Raw genomic sequence first — 24,266 nt, 5'->3', positions numbered from 1 at the left:
GCGGCGATCAACCGCCGTGCGGCAACCCGAGATTCCGGTTCGCGGGCACCGCAATGTCGATCAGCTTCGGCTGCGGCAGGTGCAGGTTGTCCATCAAGGCGATGAATTCGTCGCGGCTGCGGCCGACGACCCGCGCGTTGTGCGCCTTTTCCCAGCCGATCGTCGTCACGGCCTGGCCGTTGTAGTCGTGTGCGGGCCACACGCGCGTCGTGTCGGGCAACGCGAACAGGGTAGCGGTGATGCTGTCGTACAGCGCGGCCGAGCTGCCGCCTTGAAAGTCGGTGCGGCCGCAGCCGCCGATCAGCAGGGTGTCGCCCGTGAACACATTGTCGCGCCAGACGTACGACATATGGCCGGCCGTGTGGCCCGGCGTGTGCAGCACGGTGATCGTCTCGCCGGCGCCGAAGCGGATGACGTCGCCGTCGTGCAGCTGGAGTTCCGCTGACGGTACGCCGCATCCGCTCGGCGCGGCCGTGTGCGCGCCCGTCAGCTGGTGCAGGCGGCCGGCCGACGTGACGTGGTCGGCGTGGACGTGCGTCTCGATGACGTAGTCGAGCCGCAGCCCCAGGCGCGCGAGGTGGGCGAGGTCGCGTTCGCAATGATGGTCGACGGGGTCGATGATGACGGCCCCGTCGCCGCCCGGACCGGCGAGGATGTAGGTGTACGTCGACGACGCCGTGTCGAACAGCTGGATGGGATTTGTCTGCATTCAATCTCCTGGCGGGCCCGCCGCGGCGTGGGCAGCGCCGCCGTGCGTGCCGATACCGGCGCGGATCCGCTCGACCGTTTCGAAGATGGCCATGCCCGCCACCATCGCCGCAACGAACAGCAAGGTCGAACGGCCGCCCACGGCGAGCGCGGTCAGCGCCGGTCCCGGGCAATAGCCGACGAGGCCCCAGCCGACGCCGAACGTCACGCTGCCCAGCACGAGCGGCACGTCGATCCGGCCCGCGCCCGGCACATGGATGGCGCTGCCGAACAGCGGCCGCACGCGCGTGCGCGCGACGCGGAACGCGACGGCGGCCACGAGCACGGCGCCCAGCATGACGAACAACAGCGACGGGTCCCACTGGCCCGCCACGTCGAGGAAGGCCAGCACCTTGGCAGGGTTGCTCATGCCGGACAGGATCAGGCCGCCCCCGAACAGCAGGCCGGCGAGGAAGGCGGTGACGAGGTTCATCGCGGCCTCCTCAGCGCCCCAGCACGTGGCGCACGACGAACACGGTGACGAAGCCGGCCGCCATGAAACACGCCGTCGCCAGCAGCGAGCGCGGAGACAGCCGGGCGACGCCGCACACGCCATGGCCGCTCGTGCAGCCGGACCCGAACCGCGTGCCCACGCCGACGAGCAGCCCGCCGAGCGCGAGCAGCGCCGGGGAATGGTCGATCTGTGCGGGCGGCATCGCGCGCATCGCCAGCCAGACGATGGGTGCGACGAACAGCCCGAGCACGAATGCGACACGCCACGCGACGTCGCCGCGCGCCGGACGCAGCAAGCCGCCGAGGATGCCGCTGACACCGGCGACGCGGCCATTCGCGAGCAGCAGCAGGGCCGTTGCCAGCCCGATGAGGATGCCGCCGGTTAAGGACGCCCACGGCGTGAAATGCAGCCAGTCGATGCGCATGATCAGTCCTCCTGTGAAGACCCCAATCTACCGCGCCGGCGCCGCGCTGTCGACGACTCCCGGTATGTCTTGCGTGGCCTGCTGGAATGTTCCCTTCAGCGCATCGACGCCGCCCTGCGGATGGGCTTGCGGCCTCAAGTCCGCGCGTGCCTTGCGCTTGCTGCCGGTGTGCACTTTCATGCGGATGTCGCGCTCCTCGACCACGCTGGGAAAGACTTCGCCATCGCGGTTGAACGACCAGCCCAGCATCGGCGCGCCCAGCGGCAGCGCGTCGCCCGGCTTGCCGTTTGCGCCCGTGTTCCACACATGCCACGTCTTGCCGTAGCTGTTCATCTTCTTCGCCATCAGCGCATGCTCGGCCGCCGCCGGCAGGCCGGGCGCGACCAGGAGGCCGCTCAGGATTTCGCCGTTGTGCGGGTGCCAGTAGGGGCGCTCGTCGGCCGGCAACGTGGCGTACAGTTTTTCCGAAATGATGTATTCGATCCCGGTCAGGTTCGCCGTGCGCGTATTGCCGTCGAACAGCGCGCACTGCGCGAGGTCTTCGTTCACCTGGCGGCAGAAGTGGTGCGCTTCGACCTGCATGTCCGGATGGTCCTTCATCGGATGAAATCCGTCCAGGTAGATGTCGAAGCCGGCCAGCGGTGCGTTGCCTTGCAGGATCTTCGCGCCGGCCTCGAGCGCGCGCGTGCCCGCCGCCTTGGGCGCCCCCGCGGGTGCGGTGGGCGGTGGGGTGCGCTGGGCGGCAGATGCCGTGGCGGCGGCGAGCAGGGCGCAAGCCAGGGCGGCGGCGAAACGGGGATGGGTCATGGCTCCTCCTTGGGTAGCGATGGGGTGACGAGCAGGCGGTCGATACGGTTGCCGTCCATGTCGGCCACTTCGAAGCGCCAGCCGGCCCAGTCCAGCCAGTCGCCGGTCCGGGGGATGACGGCCAACTGGTACAGCATGAAGCCGGCCAGGGTGTGGTAGGCGCCGCCGTCCTCGTCGGGAAAGCGGACGGCGGCGCCCGTCAAGTGGCGGAAGCGGTCGAGCACCATGCTGCCGTCCACGAACCAGCTGCCGTCCTCGCGCCGGACGGCATCCGGCTGGCCGTGGTCGACCGGGGGCGCGACGCCGCCGACGAGCGCCGTCATCACGTCCGTCAGCGTCACCATGCCCTGGATGTCGCCGTATTCGTCGACGATCAGCGCGAGTTCCGTGCGCGCCTGCTTCAGTTGCTCCAGCAAGTCGATGGCGCTGCTCGTGTCCGGCACATACAGGATCGGCTCGACGGCGGCCGCGATGTCGATGCCCTGCAACGACTGGCCGCGGATCGCCTGGCCGAACAGGTTGCGCGCCCGTACGATGCCGAGCACCTGCGAGCGGTCGCCACGGTACACGGGAAAGTGGCCGTACGGCGACGCGGCGATGCGCTCGAGGTTGCGGTCGAGCGGCTGGTCGAGGTCGAGGCAGTCGAGGTCGACGCGGGGCGTCATCAGCGCGCGCAGGTGCCAGTCGTCCAGGCGCAGCGCGCGCGCGGCGATGTCGTACTCCGCCTTCTCGAACACGCCCGCATCCGCGCTTTCCTTGATCATGCCCGTCACTTCCTCCTCGGTCGGCGTCTCGTCCTTGCTGTGATGCATGCCGAGCAGGCCCATGATGCCGTCCGTCGTCATCGCGAACAGGCGCACGAACGGGTGCGCGAGGCGCGACAGTACGTGCAGCGGCCGCGCCATGGCGGCCGCAAGCTGTTCCGGGTACAGGATCGCGATGCGCTTTGGCACCAGCTCGCCCAGCACGATCGACGCGAACGTGATGCCGGCGACGACGACCACCAGCGCGGCCGGGCGCGCATAGCCGTCCGGCATGCCGATGCGGGCGAGGCCGGGTGCCAGCTGCGTCGTCAGCGACGCTTCGCCGAACGCGCCGTTGAAGATGGTGATGAGGGTGATGCCGACCTGCACCGTCGACAGGAGGCGGGTCGGGTCTTCGTGCAGCTCGAGCGCGCTGCGGGCGCCGGCGCTGCCCGCGGCCGCCAGCTTTTCCAGCCGCAGGCGCTTGGCGGACACAACGGCGAGCTCGGACATGGCGAACACACCGTTGAGCAGGATGAGGGCGAGGATGATGACGACGTCGGCCATGCGTGTCCCGGGCGGTGCCGGGGCGGCCCGCGCCGCCCGCCGGCGGATCGATCATCGCATGAGGGAATCGGGTCGGGTCGCACAGCTCGACCCGGCCGTTCAGGGCTTCGCTGGATTGAAATGCTTGGCGATGCCGGCCCAGCACTCGTGGTAATTGCCCTGCAACTGGGGTGATTGCAGCGCGTACGGCGTCGCGGCGAGCGGATTGCGCGTCTCGAACATGAATGCCATCGTGTCCGTGACCTTGTGCGGACGGCTCGTGTCGGCGCCGCTCGCCTTGTCGAACGTGGCGGCGTCCGGGCCGTGGCCGCTCATGCAGTTGTGCAGGCTGGCGCCGCCCGGCAAGAAGCCGTCCGCCTTCGCGTCGTAGGCGCCGTGCACGAGGCCCATGAATTCGCTGGCAACGTTGCGGTGGAACCAGGGCGGGCGGAACGTGTCCTCGCCGGCGAGCCAGCGCGGCGGGAAGATGACGAAGTCCAGCGTGTCGACGCCGGGCGTGTCCGACGGGGCCTGCAGCACGAGGAAGATGGAAGGGTCAGGGTGGTCGTAGCTGATCGAGCCGATCGTGTTGAAGTGGCGCAGGTCGTATTTGTACGGCACATAGTTGCCGTGCCACGCGACGACGTCCAGCGGCGAGTGCTTGACGCCGGCGCGCCACAGGTTGCCGCCGAATTTCGCGATCAGTTCGAAATCGCCTTCCACGTCTTCGTAGCGCGCGACCGGGGTGAGGAAGTCGCGGGGGTTGGCGAGGCCGTTCGAGCCGATCGGGCCCAGGTCCGGCAGGCGGAGCAGGGCGCCGAAGTTTTCGCAGACATAGCCGCGTGCCTCGCCGTCCGGCAGGTCGACCGTAAAACGGACGCCGCGCGGGATCACGGCGATCTCCTGCGGTTCGACGTCGAGCAGGCCCAGTTCCGTCGCGATGGCGAGCCGTCCTTGCTGCGGCACGATCAGCAGCTCGCCGTCCGCGCAGTAGAAATAGCGGCCCTGCATGGGACGGTTCGCGGCGTACACGTGGATCGCGCAGCCCGTCATTGCGGCCGGCAAGCCGTTGCCGGCCATCGTCACGAGACCGTCGATGAAATCCGTTGGCGCGTCGGGCATCGGCAGCGGGCTCCAGCGCATCTGGTTCGGCGAGGGTGCGATGCCGTCGAAGCCGGCGGAGATGCGGCCATTGCCCATCGGTTCGAACGGGCCGTGCATGGCGGACGGGCGGATGCGGTACAGCCAGGAGCGGCGGTTATGGCCTCGCGGCGCCGTGAACGCCGTCCCGGACAATTGTTCAGCGTACAGGCCGTAGGCGACGCGCTGCGGTGAATTGCGGTGCGCCGGCAGGGCGCCGGGCAGGGCCTCCGTCGCGAACTCGTTGCCGAAGCCGGACATGTAGCCGTCAGTCGAAACAGTCAAGGGAATCTCCAGATTGCGTGGTGTTTATGACACTGTAGAGGACTGCGCGTAGTTTTACGAGATGAATACAAAAATGTAGACTATTTAGACTATCAATAACACTATCTCGTGCATGATCGAACCCTCTAGCATCGACCTGAATCTGTTGTCGGTATTTCAGGAGGTCTACCGCGAACGCCAGATCTCGGCCGCCGCGAGGCGCCTGGGCCTGACGCAATCGGCCGTGAGCAATGCGCTGGCGCGGCTGCGGCGCACGTTCGGCGACGAGCTGTTCGTGCGCACGGCGCACGGCATGCAGCCCACGCCGCTCGCGCAGCAGATGGCCGAGCCGATCGGCGCCGCGATGGCCCAGGTGGCCCTCGCGCTGTCGCAGCGCAGCCGTTTCGACCCGGCCACGAGCGGCCGCCGCTTCACGCTGGCGATGACGGACGTGGGCGAGGTGTACTTCATGCCGGTGCTGATCGAGCGCTGCCGTGCGATCGCCCCGAACGTGGAGATCGCGTCGATCCGGGCGAACGGCCTGACGTTGAAGGACGACATGGAGACGGGCAGGGTGGACCTGGCGATCGGCGCGTTCGAGGACGTGTCGGAAGCGCTGTACCACCGCGCGCTGTTCCGCCAGCGCTTCGTGAGCATGTTCCGCAAGGATCATCCGCTCTCGACGGGCAAGGTGGACCTGGCGCGCTTCGTGGCGGCCCCGCACCTGATCGTCGATGCGGCGCAGAGCCCCTACGACCGCGTCAACGGATTACTGGAAAAGGCCGGGGTGACGGCCGGTGCCCGCTTCCGGGTGCCGCATTTCACCGCGGTGCCGTACATCGTCAGCACGAGCGAGCTGGTGGTGACGGTGCCGCAGAAACTGGCCGAGAGCGCGGCAAGCCCGTTCGGCCTGAAGTGGATCGAGCCGCCGCTCGCCCTGCCGACGTTGCAGACCAACGTCTTCTGGCACCGGCGCTTCAACCACGATCCCGGCATCCAGTGGCTGCGGGGACTGATCGCCGACGTGTTCGCAGAGTGACAATTTAATCGATAGAGGATAGACAATGGCCGACCTGTTTGACAATCCGATGGGGCTGATGGGCTTCGAATTCGTGGAATTCGCATCGCCCACCCCGGGCGTGCTGGAACCCGTGTTCGAGGCGCTGGGCTTCAAGAAAGTTGCCGTGCACCGCTCGAAGGACGTCGTGCTGTACCGCCAGGGCGACATCAACTTCATCGTCAACAACGAGCCGAAGAGCGCCGCGTATTATTTCGCGGCCGAGCACGGCCCGTCGGCCTGCGGCATGGCGTTCCGTGTCCAGAACGCCCATAAAGCCTACGCGCGCGCGCTCGAGCTGGGCGCCCAGCCGCTCGACATCCCCACCGGCCCCATGGAGCTGCGCCTGCCGGCCATCAAGGGCATCGGCGGCGCCCCGCTCTACCTGATCGACCGTTTCGAAGACGGCAAGTCGATCTATGACATCGACTTCGAATGGATCGAGGGCACCGAACGCCACCCGGTCGGCCACGGCCTGAAGATCATCGACCACCTGACGCATAACGTCTACCGCGGCCGCATGACCTACTGGGCCGGGTTCTACGAGAAGCTGTTCAACTTCCGCGAGATCCGCTACTTCGACATCAAGGGCGAGTACACGGGCCTCACGTCGAAGGCGATGACGGCGCCGGACGGCATGATCCGCATCCCGCTGAACGAGGAGGGCAAGGCGGGCGGCGGCCAGATCGAGGAATTCCTCCTGAAGTACAACGGCGAAGGCATCCAGCACATCGCGCTGCTGACGGAAGACATCTTCGCGACCGTGGACGGCTTGCGCGCGGCGGGTGTTCCGCTGATGGCCGCGCCGCCGGCCACGTACTACGAGATGCTGGAAGGGCGCATCCCCGGCCACGGCCAGGACGTGGAAGCACTGAAGGCGCGCGGCCTGCTCGTCGACGGCACCGTCGAGGATGGACACCAGCGGTTGCTGCTGCAAATTTTCTCCGAGACGCAGCTGGGGCCCGTGTTCTTCGAATTCATCCAGCGCAAGGGGGACGAGGGCTTTGGCGAAGGCAACTTCAAGGCGCTGTTCGAATCGATCGAGCGCGACCAGCTCAAGCGCGGGGCGCTCAAGACCGCCGCGTAATCGCATGCGCCTGGTGGGCACCGGGTAACCACCGGCATACCTCGTACAGCACCGTAGGGTGGGCACCCCGTGCCCACGCGTCCAGCCCGCGCGCCACAATCGGCCCGGCGCCCGAAAATCCCGTCTTTTCAAGGTGTTAAGCGTTTTTCGCGCACACCCGTTCACTTCATTTTCAGTCATGTAACGCCGCAACCACCAACTGTTGCGCGCATGTCTCATTCCGGCGTTTCCCACAAATTTCACGCAAATTTGTAACCAAAAAACGCTGAGCACCGACTAGAATTTCCGTGCGGCACTACTTCCGACCGACTTTCAGTAACCGAACCGCCCGGCCACCCGCGGTGGCGCATCGCCGTTCACGAACCCCGACTACCGACACCAATGAGCACCCGACACCGTCCGGCCCTTGCGCCGTTTGCCTGCCTGCTGGCCGCCTGCACCTTCGCGCACGCGGGCGAAGCGACGCCCGACGCACCGATGACGGCGGAGGCGCCGGCGGCCGACAGCCCGCTGAGCGCGACAGTGTCCATCAACTCGCAGTACGTCTCGCGCGGCATCCGCCAGACGTGGGGCCGCCCAGCCGCGATGGCTGCCGTCGACTACGCGCATCCGAGCGGCTGGTCCGCGGGCACGTCCGTCATCAACGTCGACGACCGCTTCATCGAGAAGGGTACGGTCGAGTGGGACCTGTACGGCGGCTATAGCGGGAACGCGGGGCCGATCGGCTGGTCGGCGATGGTCTACTGGTACAAATACCCCGGCGCCCGCATCGGCGCGACCGATACCTCGTTCGACTATGGCGAGCTGTCCGGCGGCCTCAGCTGGAAATCGCTGTACGCCCGCTACAACTACACGTTCAGCCGCGATTTCTTCGGCATCCAGAACGCCCGCGGCACGGGCTACCTGGACGTCGGCGCCGACCAGCCGCTGACGAAGTCGCTCACGCTGAACGTGCACGCGGGCGACGGCCGCGTGGCCGGCAGCGGCAACGGCATCTGGGACTGGCGCGACGTCAAGGCGGGCCTGACCCACAAGCTCGAGGACGGCTGGACCGTCGCCCTGAACTACACCCGCGCGCTCGGCGCGACGGGCGTCTATGACCGCTACACGACGGGCGTGCCCCGTGCCGACGGCCGCCTCGCCGTGTCGAACGTGGCGCGGCGTGCCGTCGTGCTGTCGCTGACCCGCAAATTCTAGGAGATTCCATGAGCCGCACCCCCCTGCCGTCGCTGTCCCTGACGGCGAAGATCTGCGCCACGGCCACCACGCTCGTCGTGCTGAGCCTCGCGGCCACGTCCGCCGTCATCGCCGTGCGCAGCAGCGATTCCGCCGAAGACGCGAGCATGCGCCTGGCGCGCACGTCCGCGCGCGAAGCCGCCGCGGCCGTGCAGGCGCAGCTCGGGGCCAAGCTGGGCGCCGTCTCCAACCTCGCGGGCGCCATGAGCGCGCTGCGCGCGGGCGACATCGTGCCCACCCGCGAGCAGTCCGCGTCGATGACCCAGGCGACGATCCGCGGCTCGGCCGACTTCATCGGCGGCGCCGTCACGTGGGAACCGAACGCGCTGGACGGCAAGGACGCCGACTACGCGGGCAAGGGCCCCGAATACGATGCGACGGGCCGCTACATGCCGTATTACACGCGCAACCCGGACGGCACCATGCACGTGGAACCGATCGTGTGGCCGACGACGCCGGGAGCGAACGACTGGTACGACATACCGAAGCGCACCGGCAAGGTGTTCTTCACGGAGCCGTACACGTATCCCGTCAACGGCAAGGACATCATGATGGCGTCGCTCGTCGCGCCGATCCTCGTCAAGGGCGAGTTCCGCGGCACCGCGAGCGCCGACTTCCAGCTGACGCACCTGGGCGAGATCCTGGGTGCGATCCGCGTGCTCGACGGCGGCCGCTTGTCGCTCGTCTCGAACGGCGGCCTGTACGCGAGCAACCCGGACGCGGCGAAGACGGGCAAGAAGGCCGACGACCTGCCGGCCGCCGCGCTGGCCGCCGTGCGCGCGGGCCAGACCTACGAATTCGTCGACCGCGGCCGCATGGTGCACTTGCTGCAACCGCTGCGGCTGCACGACGACATCGCGCCGTGGGCCATCCAGCTCACCTTCCCGCACAGCGTGGCGACGGCCAGCGCGCGCCATCTGATCGGCTATTCGCTGATCGCGTCGCTGATCTGTGCGATCGTCGCCGCCATCGTGATGGTCGCCGTGCAGCGCCGCCTGACCCGCCCGCTGCGCGTCCTCGGTGCCACGATGACGGACCTGGCCGGCGGCAACGCCGACCTGTCGGCGCGCCTCGACGCGCGGGGTCGCGACGAGCTCGCGCTGATCGCCGCCGGCTTCAACGGCTTCGTGGCGAAAATCCAGGACGTCCTCGTGCAGGTGCGCGCCAGCGCGGGCAGCGTGGCCGCCGCCAGCGTCGAGATCAGCCGGGGCAATATGGACCTGTCGGGCCGCACGGAGCAGCAGGCCGGCGCGCTCGAAGAGACGGCGGCATCGATGGAACAACTGACGGCGACCGTGAAGCAGAACGCGGACAATGCCCGCCAGGCCAACCAGCTCGCGTTGTCGGCGTCGGAGACGGCGCAGCGCGGCGGCGCCGTCGTGGCCGAAGTCGTCGAGACGATGGCCGCCATCGACACGGCGTCGCGCAAGGTCGTGGACATCATCGGCGTGATCGACAGCATCGCGTTCCAGACCAACATCCTGGCGCTGAACGCGGCCGTCGAAGCGGCGCGGGCCGGCGAGCAGGGCCGCGGCTTCGCCGTCGTCGCCTCCGAGGTGCGGGCGCTGGCCCAGCGCAGCGCGGGCGCCGCGAAGGAAATCAAGACCCTCATCGGCGCCGCGTCCAGCGAAGTGGAGGCGGGCAGCGCGCTCGTGCACGACGCCGGCCGCACGATGGCCAACGTCGTCGCCAGCGTGCGCCAGGTGAGCGACATCGTCGCCGAGATCACGGCCGCCAGCGTGGAACAGAGCACCGGTATCGGCCACGTCAACCAGGCCATCGTGCAGATGGACGGCACGACGCAGCAGAACGCCGCGCTCGTCGAAGAGGCGGCGGCCGCCGCCGACAGCCTCCACCAACAGGCCGAGCTGCTCGTGGCCCTTGTCGGCGAATTCCGCCTCGACGGCGAGGCAGCCGCACCGGCGCCGGCCCGTCCCGCGCTGGCCGCGCCGGCACCGCGTCAGGCCCTCGCGGCGGCCTGACGTTCGCGCCATCGCCGCTGCCGCTGAACGCGGACGACACCATGTCGTACGTCGACGCGATGACGAGCCTCCTGCAGCCGACGCGGCGCTGACCGCGCGGCCACGCGGCGGGCCCGTTGCTGCTATGCTTCGGACGGCGCGGCCGCCGGGGCCGCATCGAATCTGCTGTCGCCGAAGGAGGTCGCTTGCTGCTCGCGTTTGCCGTTTTGCTTGTATTTCAATGTCTCGGAGAAGGGTTCGTATTCCTGACCGGACTGCCGGTGCCGGGCCCCGTCGCCGGCATGCTGCTGTTGCTGGTTGCCCTCGTCGCGTACCCGCGGCTGCACGAGATCGTCGAGGCGGGCGCGAACGAGTTGCTGCGCCACCTGTCGCTGCTGTTCGTGCCGGCCGGTGTCGGCATCGTCGTGGCGGCCGCCAGCGGGAATGGGCACTGGCTCGCGATCTGCGCGGCGGTCGTCGGCAGTACGTTGCTCACGCTGGCCGTCACGGCACTCGTGCTGCAGGCGCTGACGCCCGCGCACAGGAAGGGGAAGGGCGATGTTTAGCTTCCACGAACTCACCCATTTCTGGGTCTACCTGTCGGCGTCGCCGCTGCTGGGCCTGACCGTCACGTTGTGCGCGTACCTGTTCGCGCAATGGGTGTACGCGCGCTGCGGGTTTTCTCCGCTGGCGAATCCCGTCGCCATCGCGATTGCCCTGGTCAGCCTCGTGCTCGCGGCGAGCGGCATGTCGTACCAGCGCTATTTCGCCGGTGCGCAATTCGTCCACTTCCTGCTGGGTCCCGCGACCGTCGCCCTCGCCGTGCCGCTCGCGCGCCAGGTGCCGCGGCTGCGGCGCAGCCTGTTTCCCCTGGCGTGCGCGCTGCTGTGCGGCTGCGTGACGGCGATCGTCAGCGCAGTCGGCATCGCCGTGCTCATGGGCGCGTCGCCGGAACTGGCGCGCTCGCTGGGACCGAAATCGGCCACGTCGCCCATCGCGATGGCCGTCTCCGAACACCTGGGCGGCTTGCCGGCACTCACGGCCGCTCTCGTCGTCAGTACGGGGATCTTCGGCGCCGCCACGGCACGCTTCCTGATGAGCGCGCTGCGGGTCGAGTCGCACGCGGCGCAGGGGCTCGCGTTGGGCGTGGCAGCGCACGGCATCGGCACGGCGCGCGCGTTCCTGGTCAGTCCGGAGATGGGCGCGTACGCGGGCCTCGGCATGGGGTTGAACGGGGTGTTGACGGCCTTGCTCGCGCCGTGGCTGGTGCCACTGCTGCTCCGCTGGTTCGGCCAATGAGAAACCCGCCACCGCGCGCGGACGCGGTGGCGGGCGAGGCGAGGACGCGAGGTCCTGCCGGGGAGCGCATGCGGCCTGCGCCGCAGCGACAAACCGTCAAGCCGGCTGCTTGCGCGTGAACGCGCGCGCGGCGAACAGCGCGCTCGCGACGCCGACGACGATGGCGGCCGTGCTGCCCGAGAAGCCGACGGCCGTGTTGGCGGCGATCTTGCCGGCCTTCGGCGTCACCAGCTCCAGCCGGCGCCGCGTCATCAGCACGCCCAGCTCGCACAGCCGGTCGCGGCTCAGCGCCTGCTCCGCTTCCGGCAGCAGCACCGTTTCCTCGTCGGCCACATGGTGCTGCACGTCGCGCATCAGTTCGAACACGAGGTCGTCGTGGCGCGGCGACTTCGGGTCGGTACGGCGCAGTTCCGCGATGACGCCGCGCATTGCATCGTGTTCCGGCACGCTCTTGTCCATGACTTTCTGATCGTGGGTACGTTCGCGCATGACGGGATAGAAGATTTCCTCTTCCAGCGTCGCGTGGATTTCCAGTGCATCGCAGATCGTTTCGGCCAGCGCCTTCTTGACGGCGGGACGCTTGTCGCGGGTGTACTGGTGGAACGTCACCATCACGTGCGAGTGATCGAAGCGGATCATGTCGGTGATGGACGGACTGAGTTTTTTCAGGGAAAACATGAGCGTCTCCTGTATGCAGTGGCGTCGGTATAGATGCATGGTAGTGCGCACGCTAGAGCTGCCGCGTAGGAGGGCAACGCACGATCTTGTCGGCCGATGACGCATGGGACGCCGGGTCCGGGCCGGCAATCAGCAGTCCGTTCCCTCCTGTCCAGAACGCGCTGTGCGCGGCAGGTCATCGCTTCGGCTCCTACACAGACACGGCATCGTTTCTGATGTCGGCACTCCGTAACGCTGCGAAGATGGCAACAGGTCCGCGCGATCACGCAGAACGCGTTGCGCGCGGCCATCCAATCACACTCTGGAGGGATCGGAATGTTTGCACACAACAAGCGCCTGCAATACACCGTGCGCGTCAATGAGCCGAATCCGGGTCTGGCCAACCTCATGCTCGAACAGTTCGGCGGCCCGCAGGGCGAGTTGGCGGCGGCCATGCGTTACTTCACCCAGGCCGTCAGCGAGGACGATCCGGGCCGCAAGGACATGCTGTTCGACATCGCGACGGAGGAGCTGAGCCACCTCGAGGTAATCGGCCACATCGTCGCCATGCTGAACAAGGGCGCCAAGGGCGAGCTCGCGGAAGCCGTCGACAGCGAGGCCGACCTGTACAAGAAGATCCAGGGCGCCGGCAACGACAGCCACGTGACGCAAGTGCTGTACGGCGGCGGACCCGCACTCGTGAATTCCGCCGGCGTGCCGTGGACGGCCGCCTATATCGACACGATCGGCGAGCCGACGGCCGACCTGCGCTCCAACATCGCCGCCGAGGCGCGCGCGAAGATCGTCTATGAACGCCTGATCGCGCTGACGGACGATCCCGGTGTGAAGGAGGCGCTGGGCTTCCTGATGACGCGCGAGATCGCGCACCAGAAATCGTTCGAGAAGGCCCTGTATTCGATCGCCCCGAACTTCCCTCCGGGCAAAATGCCGGGCGACCCGCGCTTCGCCAACACGTATTTCAATATGTCGCAGGGGCCCGGCGAGATGCGCGGCGCCTGGAACCAGGGCGAGAACTGGGATTACGTCACGGACCGCGACAAGCAGATGGCCGTCGATGGCGGCTCGGGCGAGGCCGAGGTCAAGCTGCCGGCCAAGGACGTCGACCTGCTGCGCCAGATGGCCGAGCGCACGATGTCCGACCCGACCATCGACCCGCCCACCGGGGCTGAACTGGGCATGGGCAACCAGACCCTGGCCGACGGCCGCACCGTGAGCCCGGGGGCGCAGCCGAGCCCGGGGTCGCCGCCGCTGCACTGACGCCGCGGCTTTCGCGTTCGCCAGCGCCGCCCGGTCCCGGACCGCGCGGCGCTTTTCCATGCGCGCGGCAAAAAAAATGGCTGTGTTCGCGGTAGTTATGTGAACTGAACCGAGTTGCAACTGTCATACGTATCGTCGAGTTGACTCATGAGGAGTGACGATGCGCGGCCTGACGTTCGACGAGTTGTTCGCCATGTTGACGGCGGCGCAATTGTCCGCCGTCGACCTGGCTCGGCTACGAGAATGGATCGCGGGCATTGCCCATCCGGCCGAATGCATCGCGCTGATCGAGCAGGCCGCGCGAGGACGGCCATGTCCGCGCTGCGCTTGCGTTCGCGCCCATCGCTGCGGCCAGGCGAGTGGGCTGCAGCGTTTTCGCTGCCTCGGCTGCGGACGCAGCTACAACGCGCTGACGGGCACCCCGCTTGCCAGGTTACGGAAGAAAGAGCATTGGCTGCCGTACCTGCATTGCGTCCTCGAGTCGCGCACCGTGCGAGAAGCTGCGCGCGTCGTCGGCGTGCATCGCACGACCAGTTTCAGGTGGCGCCATCGCTTCGTGCCGGGCGCCATGCGCGATCGGCCTGCAGCGCTGACCGCCATTGTCGAAGCGGACGAAACGTACCGGTTGGAATCACAGAAGGGCTCGCGCAACATGACACGTAAGCCGAGGAAGCGCGGTGGCGTGGCAAAAAGGCGCGGCATCAGCGGTGAACTCGACTGCCTTCTCGTCGCGCGCGATCGCAGCGGGCAGACGCTCGATTTTCATACCGGCCGCGGCCAAGTGACGGTGGCGCAATTGGAAAAATGCCTGCGGCCCGTGCTGCCGGCGGACGTGCTCTTGATCAGCGATTCGGCGCTCTCGTACCGTCACTTCGCCAAGCAGGCGGGCATCATGCACGAGACGGTGAACGTGAAGGCGGGCGTTCGGGCGCGCGGCGCAATTCACCTGCAGAACGTGAACGCCTGGCACAGCCGGTTCAAGAGCTGGTTGGTGCGGTTTCGCGGCGTCGCGAGCCGCTACTTGATCAATTACTCGGGCTGGCAACGGGTGCTCGATGCGCGACGGCTGACGACGCCGGCTCATCTGCTGTGCGCCGCTGTTCAGCTCGGCTAAACGACCGGCTCGCCGAATTAACGCGAACACAGCCAAAAAAATGGCTGTGTTCGCGGTAGTTATGTGAACTGAACCGAGTTGCGACTGTCATACGTATCGTCGAGTTGACTCATGAGGAGTGACGATGCGCGGCCTGACGTTCGACGAGTTGTTCGCCATGTTGACGGCGGCGCAATTGTCCGCCGTCGACCTGGCTCGGCTACGAGAATGGATCGCGGGCATTGCCCATCCGGCCGAATGCATCGCGCTGATCGAGCAGGCCGCGCGAGGACGGCCATGTCCGCGCTGCGCTTGCGTTCGCGCCCATCGCTGCGGCCAGGCGAGTGGGCTGCAGCGTTTTCGCTGCCTCGGCTGCGGACGCAGCTACAACGCGCTGACGGGCACCCCGCTTGCCAGGTTACGGAAGAAAGAGCATTGGCTGCCGTACCTGCAATGCGTCCTCGAGTCGCGCACCGTGCGAGAAGCTGCGCGCGTCGTCGGCGTGCATCGCACGACCAGTTTCAGGTGGCGCCATCGCTTCGTGCCGGGCGCCATGCGCGATCGGCCTGCAGCGCTGACCGCCATTGTCGAAGCGGACGAAACGTACCGGTTGGAATCACAGAAGGGCTCGCGCAACATGACACGTAAGCCGAGGAAGCGCGGTGGCGTGGCAAAAAGGCGCGGCATCAGCGGTGAACTCGACTGCCTTCTCGTCGCGCGCGATCGCAGCGGGCAGACGCTCGATTTTCATACCGGCCGCGGCCAAGTGACGGTGGCGCAATTGGAAAAGTGCCTGCGGCCCGTGCTGCCGGCGGACGTGCTCTTGATCAGCGATTCGGCGCTCTCGTACCGTCACTTCGCCAAGCAGGCGGGCATAATGCACGAGACGGTGAACGTGAAGGCGGGCGTTCGGGCGCGCGGCGCAATTCACCTGCAGAACGTGAACGCCTGGCACAGCCGGTTCAAGAGCTGGTTGGTGCGGTTTCGCGGCGTCGCGAGCCGCTACTTGATCAATTACTCGGGCTGGCAACGGGTGCTCGATGCGCGACGGCTGACGACGCCGGCTCATCTGCTGTGCGCCGCTGTTCAGCTCGGCTAAACGACCGGCTCGCCGAATTAACGCGAACACAGCCAAAAAAATGCCCCGGCGAACCGGGGCATAAGCTCTGCTTCCTTCAAACAGTGAATCAGTTGCGGATCTCCAGCGCCCGGTTCAGGCTCAGCGCGGCCAGCGATCCGACGGCGCCGGAAAGCAGGTACAGGCTGACGTAGCCGAGGCCGAAGTTCGCGGCCAGGCCCAGCGCCACGAGTGGGGCGAAGGCGGCGCCCACGAGCCACGCGAGGTCGGACGTCAGCGCGGCGCCCGTGTAGCGGTATTGCGGCAGGAAGTTCGACGTCACGGCGCCCGAGGCCTGGCCGTACGACAAGCCGAGCAGCAGGAAGCCGATCAGGATGAACGCGTTCTGGCCGGCCACGCCGCCGTCCATCAACGTGGGGATGAAGCCGGAGAACAGGGCGATCAGCGCGGCCAGGGTGCCCAGCGTGTTGCGGCGCCCGAACTTGTCGGCGATGAGGCCCGACGCCAGCACGCCCACGATGCCCAGCCCCGCGCCCATGATCTGGACCTGCAGGAAGTCGGCCATCGAGCGGGTGTCGTACAACTGGATCCACGACAGCGGGAACACGGTCACCAGGTGGAACAGCGCGTAGCTGCACAGGGCGGCGAGGGCGCCGATGACGATGTTCGTGCCCTGGTTGCCGATCACTTCCCGGGCCGGGGCCGGGTCGAGTTCATGCTCGTCCAGCAGGTGCGTGTAGTCCGGTGTCGAGACGAGGCGCAGGCGGGCGAAGAGGGCGACGACGTTGATCGCGAACGCCACGTAGAACGGATAGCGCCAGCCCCACACGAGGAAATCGTCCTGCGACAGCTGCGCCATCAGGTAGGAAAATAGCCCCGCCGCGATGATGAATCCAGTTGGTGCGCCAAGTTGTCCCAACATCGCGTACCATCCTCGCTTGTTCTCGGGCGCGTTGAGTGCGAGCAGCGACGGCAGCCCGTCCCACGACCCGCCCTGGGCGACGCCCTGGCCGATGCGCAGGATGGCCAACGAGACGATCGACCACTCGCCCCAGCGAGAATACGTGGGCAGCATCGAGATGGCGACCGTCGCCGAGCCCATCAGGAACAGCGCGATCGTCAGCTTGATCTCGCGGCTGTAGTGGCGTTGGATTGCCATGAAGACAAGTGACGCGATCGGTCGCGCGACGTACGCCAGCGCGAAGATGGCGAAGGAATACAGCGTGCCCTCCAGCCGGTCGGCGAACGGGAAGAACACGGCGGGAAACACGAGCACCGAAGCGATCGCATAAACGAAGAAGTCGAAGTATTCGGAAGCGCGGCCGATGACGACGCCGACCGCGATCTCGCCCGGCGCAATGTTCGTGTCGCGGGTGTTGATGTTCCGGGCCCCGGAGTGGGGTGCTGTGATGGGAGCGGCTCCTGCGCCGCCGTACGTGTTCGGGGTGCCTTGCATGTCTTCGTCTCCTTATTAGCCGACGGCCCTTGGCCCCTCAGAAAAGCTGCAAAACGGATAAGGGTAGGACAAAACGTCCAATCGCCAAACGCACGCCGTTGGCGTTACATTAGCATGTTATTTTTCCCATGTAACGTAAAACACAAAGCATGATTCCAAAGACCCTCCGTCGCGGAGTGTTCCTCTCCCCACTGTTAGCGGCCCTTGCCGGCTGCAACACGGTGGTGATGAACCCTTCCGGTGACATCGCCAAGCAAGAGGCGGATCTGATCGTCGTTTCGGTGATCCTGATGCTGCTGATTATCGTCCCCGTGATGATCCTGATTATCTGGTTTGCCCATAAATACCGCGCGAGCAATACCGAAGCGGCCTATGAGCCCGACTGGGACCACTCGACCAAGCTGGAACTGGTCATCTGGGGCGCGCCCCTGCTGATCATCATCGTGCTGGGTCTCGTGACCTGGATCTCGACCCACAAGCTCGATCCGTACCGCCCGCTGGACCGCCTGGCCGAAGGCCGCCCGGTCCCGGCATCGGCCAAGCCGCTCGTGATCGAGGCCGTGGCGATGGACTGGAAATGGCTGTTCATCTATCCGGAGCAGGGCATCGCCACCGTGAACGAACTGGTCGTCCCCGTCGACGTGCCGGTGCGCTTCAAGATCAGCGCGACGTCCGTCATGAATGCGTTCTACGTGCCGGAACTCGCGGGCATGATCTACGCGATGCCGGGCATGGAAACGACCTTGAACGCCGTGCAGAACAAGCCGATCCAGTCGGTGGGCTTCTCCGCCAACTACAGCGGCGCGGGCTACTCGGACATGCGCTTCGGCTACCGCGGCGTGCCCCAGGGCGATTTCAACAGCTGGGTGCAGTCGGTCAAGACCGGCGGCGGCGCCAAGCTCGACCGCGCGAACTACCTGACGCTCGAAAAGCCGAGCATCAAGGAGCCGGTGCACCGCTATGCGGCCGTCGACGACGACCTCTACTATCGCGTCCTGAACCGCTGCGTCGCCGACGGCGTCGTCTGCCAGGACAAGATGATGAACGACGACGCGAAGAAGGCCCGCGAAATGGCGATGCGTAACACGCCACAACATGCGGCAGCGACCCGCCTGGCCCAGGCCAACGGCGAGGTCTGCACCACGCCCAATGATTCCGTAAAGAAGAAGTAATCATGCACGATCAATTTGACTTAGCGAAGTTGATCTTCGGTCGGCTCAGCTGGGAAGCGATTCCCTATCACGAGCCGATCCTGATCGGTACCTTTATCATGGTGGCACTGGGCGGCATCGTCGGTCTCGCCCTGCTCACCAAGTTCAAGCTGTGGGGCTATCTCTGGAACGAGTGGTTCACCAGCATCGACCACAAGAAGATCGGCATCATGTACATGGTGCTGGGTCTCGTGATGTTCCTGCGCGGCTTCGCCGACGCGCTGATGATGCGCGCCCAGCAGGCGTTCTCGTTCGGCGATTCGCACGGCTTCCTGCCGCCGCACCACTACGACCAGGTCTTCACCGCCCATGGCGTGATCATGATCTTCTTCGTGGCGATGCCGTTCGTGACGGGCCTGATGAACTACGTCGTGCCGCTGCAGATCGGCGCACGCGACGTGGCGTTCCCGTTCCTGAACAACTTCTCCTTCTGGATGACGACGGCCGGCGCGATCCTCGTGATGGCGTCGCTGTTCGTCGGTGAATTCGCCCGTACCGGCTGGCTGGCGTTCCCGCCGCTGTCCGGCATCCTGGCGAGTCCGGACGTGGGCGTCGACTACTACATCTGGTCATTGCAGGTGGCGGGTGTCGGCACACTTCTGTCGGGCGTGAACCTGGTCGTCACCATCGTCAAGATGCGCGCGCCGGGCATGGACCTGATGAAGATGCCGGTGTTCACCTGGACCGCCCTGTGCACCAACATCCTGATCGTGATGGCCTTCCCGATCCTGACCGCCACCCTGGCCATGCTCGGCCTGGACCGTCTGTTCGACACGCACTTCTTCACGAACGAACTGGGCGGCAACGCCATGATGTACGTGAACCTGATCTGGATCTGGGGCCACCCCGAGGTCTACATCCTGATCCTGCCGGCGTTCGGCATCTACTCGGAAGTCGTCGCGACGTTCTGCAACAAGCGCCTGTTCGGCTACTCGTCGATGGTCTATGCGACCGTCGTGATCATGGTCCTGTCGTACCTCGTGTGGCTGCACCACTTCTTCACGATGGGGTCGGGCGCGAGCGTGAACTCGTTCTTCGGCATCACGACGATGATCATCTCGATCCCGACCGGCGCCAAGATCTTCAACTGGCTGTTCACCATGTACAAGGGCCGCATCCGCTATGAACTGCCGATGATGTGGACCGTGTCGTTCATGATCACCTTCATCATCGGCGGCATGACCGGCGTGATGCTGGCGATCCCGTCGGCCGACTTCGTGCTGCACAACTCGCTGTTCCTGATCGCCCACTTCCACAACGTCATCATCGGCGGCGTGCTGTTCGGCCTGTTCGCGGGTATCAACTACTGGTGGCCGAAGATGTTCGGCTTCCGCCTCGATCGCAAGTGGGGCGTGTACTCGTTCTGGCTGTGGTCGATCGGCTTCTGGGTCGCGTTCACTCCGCCGTACATCCTGGGCTTCATGGGCGTCACCCGCCGCATGAGCCACTTCGACGACCCGTCGATCCACTACCTGTTCCAGATCTCGCTGGTGGGTACCCTGATGATCGCCGCCGGTATCGGCTGCCTCCTGATGCAGATCTTCGTGTCGATCCTGAACCGCAAGGCACTGGCCGACGTGACGGGCGACCCGTGGAATGGCCGTACGCTGGAATGGTCGACGTCGTCGCCGCCGCCGGACTACAACTTCGCGTTCACTCCGGTCGTGCACGACAACGACACGTGGGCCGACATGAAGAAGAACGGCTACAAGCGTCCGCTGAAGGACTACGTCGCCATCCACATGCCGAAGAACACGTGGGCCGGCCCCGTGATCCCGGGCATCTCGTTCCTGATGGCGTTCGGCATCATCTGGCACATGTGGCTGCTGGTGGGCGTGACGTTCGTCGGCATGATCGCCGTCGCCATCTACCACACGTTCGATTACAAACGCGACTTCTACATCCCGGCGGACGAAGTGACCCGCACGGAAGAAGAACGCACCCGTATGCTGGAAGCCCATGTCTGACATTAACGTAACCCACGCCGGCGCCGCGAGCGCCGACCCGAGCTCGCGCTACTACGTGCGCGAGCACCATCCGGAAAACGGCACGCTGCTCGGTTTCTGGATCTACCTGATGAGCGACTGCCTCATCTTCGCCTGCCTGTTCGCGACGTATGCGGTCCTCGGCCGCAACTACGCGGGCGGTCCGTCGGGCGCCGAGATCTTCGAGCTGCCGACCGTCGCCCTGAACACGGCGTTCCTGCTGTTCTCGTCGATCACGTACGGCTTCGCCATGCTGGCCGCGCAGAAGAAGAACGTGAAGGGCACGCAGATGTGGCTGCTCGTCACGGGCATCTTCGGCGCCTGCTTCCTGTTCCTGGAACTGCAGGAATTCGCGCACCTGATCCACGAAGGCAACGGCCCGTGGCGCTCGGGCTTCCTGACCGCGTTCTTCTCGCTGGTCGGCACGCACGGCCTCCACGTGACCTTCGGCATCGTGTGGCTCGTCACGCTGATGTTCCAGGTCGGTAAGCACGGCATCAACGCCGCCAACTACCGCCGCCTCGCCTGCCTGTCGATGTTCTGGCACTTCCTGGACGTCATCTGGATCGGCGTGTTCACCTATGTTTATCTGATGGGAGTCCTGCCATGAGCGATCACCACCACGCCCATGGCCACGGCCACGGTCATCACGACGATGACCACCTGCACGCCCACGGCAGCTTCAAGGATTACACGATCGGCTTCATCCTGTCCGTGATCCTGACGGCGATCCCGTTCTGGCTCGTGATGACCCACCAGCTGGCACCGGGCACGACGAAATTCGTCATCCTCGGCTTCGCCGCGGTGCAGGTCGTCGTGCACATGGTGTACTTCCTGCACATGAACTCGAAGTCGGAAGGCGGCTGGAACATGATGGCGCTGATCCTGACCGTCATCCTGCTGTTCATCGTGCTGACCGGCTCCGTCTGGGTCATGTACCACATGAACGCCAACATGATGCCCAATATGGGCAACGACGGCGGCGCGGTACACGGCATGCACGACATGCAGTAATGGCGAGGGACGATCTTGCCGCAGCGCCGGCCCGCCGGCACCGGGGTTTGTCTCCGTTGCTGGCAGCGTGCGCGCTGCTGCTGATCGTCCTCTTTGCCGGCCTGGGCACCTGGCAGGTCTACCGCCTGCAATGGAAACTGGACCTCATCGCACGCGTGAACGCACGCGTGCACGCTGCCCCGGCGCCCGTGCCGCCGCGCGAACGCTGGGCCGGCATCACTCCCGCATCCGACGAGTATCGACGCGTCGCGCTGCGCGGGACTTATCTCTACGATCTCACCACACCCGTCCAGGCCCTCACGGAAGAGGGTAGCGGCTACTGGCTGCTCACGCCGATGTGCACGACGGATGGCGCGATCGTCATCGTCAACCGCGGCTTCATTCCCGCCGACCCGGGCGCGCGCACGCGCTACGCGCCGCAGCGCGCGGCCGGCGACCCGTGTGCGGACGCCCGCGGCGCTGCGGCCGGCGTCACGGGCTTGTTGCGCACGAGCGAGCATGGCGGCGCCTTCAGCCGGACGAACGACGCGGCCGCCGGCCGCTGGTACACGCGCGACGTGGGCGCCATCGCCGCCGCGCGCGGCCTCGGCACGACACGCGCCGTCGCACCATTCTTCGTCGACGCGGCCGCGCGCCAGAATCCGCCGGACAGCCCGGACCAGCCCGTCGGTGGCCTCACCGTCGTGAATTTCCCGAACAGCCACCTCGTGTACGCCATCACTTGGTATGCTCTCGGTTTGATGGTCGCCGGCGCATGGTGGTGGGTCGCGCGCGGCCACGGCCGGGAACACGAGGACGATGAACGACACGACTGATCTGTTGAAGCGCATGGTCGAGCGGGGCGCCGACAAGGCCGCGGACGCCGTGGCGCAGCGCGCCCGCACGGCGTCCGCCGCCGACGTCGAATACGTCGCCGGCCACAAGAACATGCTGCAGCTGATCGAGCTGCGCTGGATCGCCGTCATCGGCCAGGTCACGACCATCGCCGGCGCGATCCTCGTGTTCGACGTACACCTGCCGCTCGTGCAGATGCTCGAGGTGCTCGCGTGCCTGATCGCCTTCAACATCGCCAGCCATCTGCGCTGGCACGAACACCGGCCCGTCACGAACAGCGAGTTGTTCCTCGCCTTGCTCGTCGACGTGGCCAGCCTCACGATGCAGCTGTACCTGTCCGGTGGCACGACGAACCCGTTCGCGTTCCTGTACCTGCTGCAGGTGATCCTGTCGGCCGTGTTGCTGGAAGCGTGGTCCACGTGGACCATCGTCGCCATCACGCTCGCGTGCCTCGCGGGCCTCTCCGTGTTCGCGAAGCCGCTCGCGCTGCCGTTCGACCACGCGCGCGGCATCTCGAGCCTGTACGTGCAGGGCATGCTGATCTGCTTTACGTTGAACGCGGCGCTGCTCGTCGTGTTCATCTCGCGCATCACGAACACCTTGAAGGGCAAGGCCGCGCAGCTCGCCGACCTGCGCCAGCGCGCCGCGGAGGAAGAGCATATCGTGCGCATGGGCCTGCTCGCGTCGGGCGCCGCGCACGAACTGGGGACGCCATTGGCGACGCTATCCGTGATCCTCGGCGACTGGAAGCGCATGCGCGAATTCAAGGCGAACCCCGACCTCCTGGAAGAAATCACGGAAATGGAAACGCAACTGAAGCGCTGCAAGTCCATCGTGAGCGGCATCCTGCTGTCGGCCGGCGAGGCGCGCGGGGAGTCGGCCGCGCGCACGACGATCCGCGGCTTCCTCGACAAGCTCGTCGAGGAATGGCAGCACAGCCGGCCCGTGCGCGAATTCGACTACCGCAACCGGATCGAGCACGACCTGCCCGTCGCCTTCGACTCCGCATTGAAACAAATGATCGACAACGTGCTGGACAACGCGTTGGAAGCGTCGCCCGACTGGGTCGGCGTGGACGCTTGTGTCGCCGACGGCACACTCGCGCTGACCGTGCTCGATCGCGGCCCCGGCTTCGCCCCGGCGATGCTGGCCCAGTTCGGCAAACCGTACCAGTCCAGCAAGGGCCGTCCCGGCGGCGGCCTGGGCCTGTTCCTCGTCGTGAACGTGGCCCGCACCCTGGGCGGGACGGTGCAGGCCGTGAACCGTCCGGAAGGCGGCGCCGCCGTCACGCTGACGTTGCCGCTGTCCGCGATCGCGCTCGACAAGGAACCCTCACATGTCCACTGACGACGACCACGAAGAAGAAGCACGCCTCCTCTTGATCATCGAAGACGACGACGCATTCGCCCGCACGCTGGGCCGCTCGTTCGAACGGCGCGGCTACCAGGTGCTGCAGGCGCCTGGCCTCGACGAGGCGCAGGACCTGCTGAAGGACCATACGCCCGGCTATGCCGTCGTCGACCTGAAACTGAAGGGCAACAGCTCGGGCCTCGCCTGCGTGCAGATGCTGCATGCGCACGACCCGGACATGCAGATCGTCGTGCTGACCGGCTTCGCCAGCATCGGCACCGCGGTCGAAGCCATCAAGCTGGGCGCGTGCCAATATCTCGCGAAGCCGTCGAACACGGACGACATCGAGGCCGCGTTCGGCCACGTGGCGGGCAACACGGAGCTGGAACTGACGAACCGCTCCACGTCGATCAAGACGCTGGAATGGGAGCGCATCCACGCCGTGCTGGCCGAGACGGATTTCAATATTTCCGAGGCTGCGCGCCGGCTCGGCATGCACCGCCGCACGCTCGCGCGCAAGCTGGAAAAGCAGCGCGTCAAGTAAG

The 24,266-nt window shown here is 66.4% G+C and carries 24 protein-coding genes; 16 read left to right on the top strand and 8 right to left on the bottom strand.

Annotation, left to right across the window (positions count from 1 at the left end):
- Nucleotides 1–7 precede the first annotated feature (7 nt).
- The 6 genes from HAV22_RS11560 to hmgA form a co-directional block, all read right to left on the bottom strand.
- On the bottom strand, nt 8–709 hold the full coding sequence (locus HAV22_RS11560) for an MBL fold metallo-hydrolase (protein WP_166859228.1): 702 nt from the start codon (nt 707–709) through the stop codon (nt 8–10).
- Nucleotides 710–1,180 carry a DUF6691 family protein gene (locus HAV22_RS11555; protein ID WP_166859227.1) on the bottom strand — a complete coding sequence of 157 codons (471 nt, stop codon included), beginning with the start codon at nt 1,178–1,180 and terminating at the stop codon, nt 710–712.
- A 10-nt stretch (nt 1,181–1,190) separates the two neighbouring features.
- Nucleotides 1,191–1,625, bottom strand: coding sequence for a YeeE/YedE family protein (locus tag HAV22_RS11550; protein ID WP_166859226.1), 435 nt, complete (start codon nt 1,623–1,625; stop codon nt 1,191–1,193).
- A 27-nt stretch (nt 1,626–1,652) separates the two neighbouring features.
- On the bottom strand, nt 1,653–2,432 hold the full coding sequence (locus HAV22_RS11545) for an OBAP family protein (protein WP_166859225.1): 780 nt from the start codon (nt 2,430–2,432) through the stop codon (nt 1,653–1,655).
- Nucleotides 2,429–3,742, bottom strand: coding sequence for a hemolysin family protein (locus HAV22_RS11540; protein WP_166859224.1), 1,314 nt, complete (start codon nt 3,740–3,742; stop codon nt 2,429–2,431). The genes HAV22_RS11545 and HAV22_RS11540 overlap by 4 nt, the downstream gene beginning before the upstream one ends.
- A gap of 99 nt (nt 3,743–3,841) precedes the next feature.
- Nucleotides 3,842–5,122 carry a homogentisate 1,2-dioxygenase gene (hmgA, locus tag HAV22_RS11535; protein WP_166859415.1) on the bottom strand — a complete coding sequence of 427 codons (1,281 nt, stop codon included), beginning with the start codon at nt 5,120–5,122 and terminating at the stop codon, nt 3,842–3,844.
- Nucleotides 5,123–5,258: 136 nt separating this feature from the next.
- Here hmgA and HAV22_RS11530 point away from each other — a divergent pair, with 136 nt between their 5' ends.
- The 6 genes from HAV22_RS11530 to HAV22_RS11505 all read left to right on the top strand — a co-directional run bounded on the left by HAV22_RS11530 (nt 5,259) and on the right by HAV22_RS11505 (nt 11,765).
- Nucleotides 5,259–6,164, top strand: coding sequence for a LysR family transcriptional regulator (locus tag HAV22_RS11530; protein ID WP_166859223.1), 906 nt, complete (start codon nt 5,259–5,261; stop codon nt 6,162–6,164).
- Between the two features lie 25 nt (nt 6,165–6,189).
- Nucleotides 6,190–7,269, top strand: a complete 1,080-nt coding sequence (gene hppD, locus HAV22_RS11525; RefSeq protein WP_166859222.1) for a 4-hydroxyphenylpyruvate dioxygenase — start codon at nt 6,190–6,192, stop codon at nt 7,267–7,269.
- 381 nt (nt 7,270–7,650) lie between these two features.
- A complete protein-coding gene (locus tag HAV22_RS11520) occupies nt 7,651–8,466 on the top strand; it encodes a TorF family putative porin (RefSeq protein ID WP_166859221.1) in 816 nt (271 codons plus the stop codon).
- A gap of 8 nt (nt 8,467–8,474) precedes the next feature.
- Entirely contained in the window at nt 8,475–10,487 is a 2,013-nt protein-coding gene (locus tag HAV22_RS11515; protein ID WP_166859220.1) for a methyl-accepting chemotaxis protein, read from the top strand.
- Between the two features lie 185 nt (nt 10,488–10,672).
- Nucleotides 10,673–11,032 carry a CidA/LrgA family protein gene (locus HAV22_RS11510; protein WP_166859219.1) on the top strand — a complete coding sequence of 120 codons (360 nt, stop codon included), beginning with the start codon at nt 10,673–10,675 and terminating at the stop codon, nt 11,030–11,032.
- The gene (locus HAV22_RS11505; protein ID WP_166859218.1) at nt 11,025–11,765 is read left to right on the top strand and encodes an LrgB family protein; all 741 of its coding nucleotides are present in this window, start codon (nt 11,025–11,027) and stop codon (nt 11,763–11,765) included. The genes HAV22_RS11510 and HAV22_RS11505 overlap by 8 nt, the downstream gene beginning before the upstream one ends.
- Nucleotides 11,766–11,861: 96 nt before the next feature.
- On the opposite strand, the gene HAV22_RS11500 is transcribed toward HAV22_RS11505, so the two are convergent.
- Nucleotides 11,862–12,443 carry a hemerythrin domain-containing protein gene (locus tag HAV22_RS11500; RefSeq protein WP_166859217.1) on the bottom strand — a complete coding sequence of 194 codons (582 nt, stop codon included), beginning with the start codon at nt 12,441–12,443 and terminating at the stop codon, nt 11,862–11,864.
- 315 nt (nt 12,444–12,758) lie between these two features.
- Between HAV22_RS11500 and HAV22_RS11495 the strand changes: the two genes are divergently transcribed.
- The 3 genes from HAV22_RS11495 to HAV22_RS11485 all read left to right on the top strand — a co-directional run bounded on the left by HAV22_RS11495 (nt 12,759) and on the right by HAV22_RS11485 (nt 15,892).
- The gene (locus tag HAV22_RS11495) at nt 12,759–13,700 is read left to right on the top strand and encodes a manganese catalase family protein (RefSeq protein WP_166859216.1); all 942 of its coding nucleotides are present in this window, start codon (nt 12,759–12,761) and stop codon (nt 13,698–13,700) included.
- 160 nt (nt 13,701–13,860) lie between these two features.
- On the top strand, nt 13,861–14,814 hold the full coding sequence (locus HAV22_RS11490) for an IS1595 family transposase (protein WP_166859215.1): 954 nt from the start codon (nt 13,861–13,863) through the stop codon (nt 14,812–14,814).
- A gap of 124 nt (nt 14,815–14,938) precedes the next feature.
- Nucleotides 14,939–15,892, top strand: a complete 954-nt coding sequence (locus HAV22_RS11485) for an IS1595 family transposase (protein WP_166859214.1) — start codon at nt 14,939–14,941, stop codon at nt 15,890–15,892.
- Between the two features lie 88 nt (nt 15,893–15,980).
- Here the strand turns inward: HAV22_RS11485 and HAV22_RS11480 are convergent, their stop codons facing one another.
- Entirely contained in the window at nt 15,981–17,327 is a 1,347-nt protein-coding gene (locus HAV22_RS11480) for an MFS transporter (RefSeq protein WP_166859213.1), read from the bottom strand.
- Nucleotides 17,328–17,476: 149 nt separating this feature from the next.
- On the opposite strand from HAV22_RS11480, the gene cyoA reads away from it, so the two are divergent.
- Genes cyoA through HAV22_RS11445 form a run of 7 tightly spaced genes read left to right on the top strand, consistent with a single transcriptional unit; the run spans nt 17,477 to nt 24,265 of the window.
- Complete coding sequence (gene cyoA, locus HAV22_RS11475; RefSeq protein ID WP_166859212.1) at nt 17,477–18,499, top strand: ubiquinol oxidase subunit II; 1,023 nt, start codon at nt 17,477–17,479, stop codon at nt 18,497–18,499.
- 2 nt (nt 18,500–18,501) lie between these two features.
- Nucleotides 18,502–20,505 (top strand): cytochrome o ubiquinol oxidase subunit I, encoded by a 2,004-nt coding sequence (cyoB, locus tag HAV22_RS11470; RefSeq protein ID WP_166859211.1) that lies wholly within the window; start codon nt 18,502–18,504, stop codon nt 20,503–20,505.
- Entirely contained in the window at nt 20,498–21,133 is a 636-nt protein-coding gene (gene cyoC, locus HAV22_RS11465) for a cytochrome o ubiquinol oxidase subunit III (protein WP_166859210.1), read from the top strand. The genes cyoB and cyoC overlap by 8 nt, the downstream gene beginning before the upstream one ends.
- On the top strand, nt 21,130–21,537 hold the full coding sequence (cyoD, locus tag HAV22_RS11460; protein WP_166859209.1) for a cytochrome o ubiquinol oxidase subunit IV: 408 nt from the start codon (nt 21,130–21,132) through the stop codon (nt 21,535–21,537). Before cyoC ends, cyoD begins: the two co-directional genes overlap by 4 nt.
- Nucleotides 21,537–22,352 carry an SURF1 family protein gene (locus HAV22_RS11455; protein WP_166859208.1) on the top strand — a complete coding sequence of 272 codons (816 nt, stop codon included), beginning with the start codon at nt 21,537–21,539 and terminating at the stop codon, nt 22,350–22,352. The genes cyoD and HAV22_RS11455 overlap by 1 nt, the downstream gene beginning before the upstream one ends.
- Nucleotides 22,353–22,365: 13 nt before the next feature.
- Nucleotides 22,366–23,718, top strand: coding sequence for an ATP-binding protein (locus tag HAV22_RS11450; protein WP_166859414.1), 1,353 nt, complete (start codon nt 22,366–22,368; stop codon nt 23,716–23,718).
- Nucleotides 23,708–24,265: a response regulator transcription factor gene (locus HAV22_RS11445; protein ID WP_166859207.1), complete on the top strand. Its 558-nt coding sequence runs from the start codon at nt 23,708–23,710 to the stop codon at nt 24,263–24,265. Before HAV22_RS11450 ends, HAV22_RS11445 begins: the two co-directional genes overlap by 11 nt.
- The last annotated feature ends 1 nt before the right edge of the window (nt 24,266 follow it).

Origin of the sequence: Telluria antibiotica, from assembly GCF_011682055.1 — a bacterium.
GTDB classification, from domain to species: domain Bacteria; phylum Pseudomonadota; class Gammaproteobacteria; order Burkholderiales; family Burkholderiaceae_D; genus Telluria; species Telluria antibiotica.
Note: the sequence above shows the minus strand (reverse complement) of the source record. Positions and strands in the feature narration are given on the sequence as shown.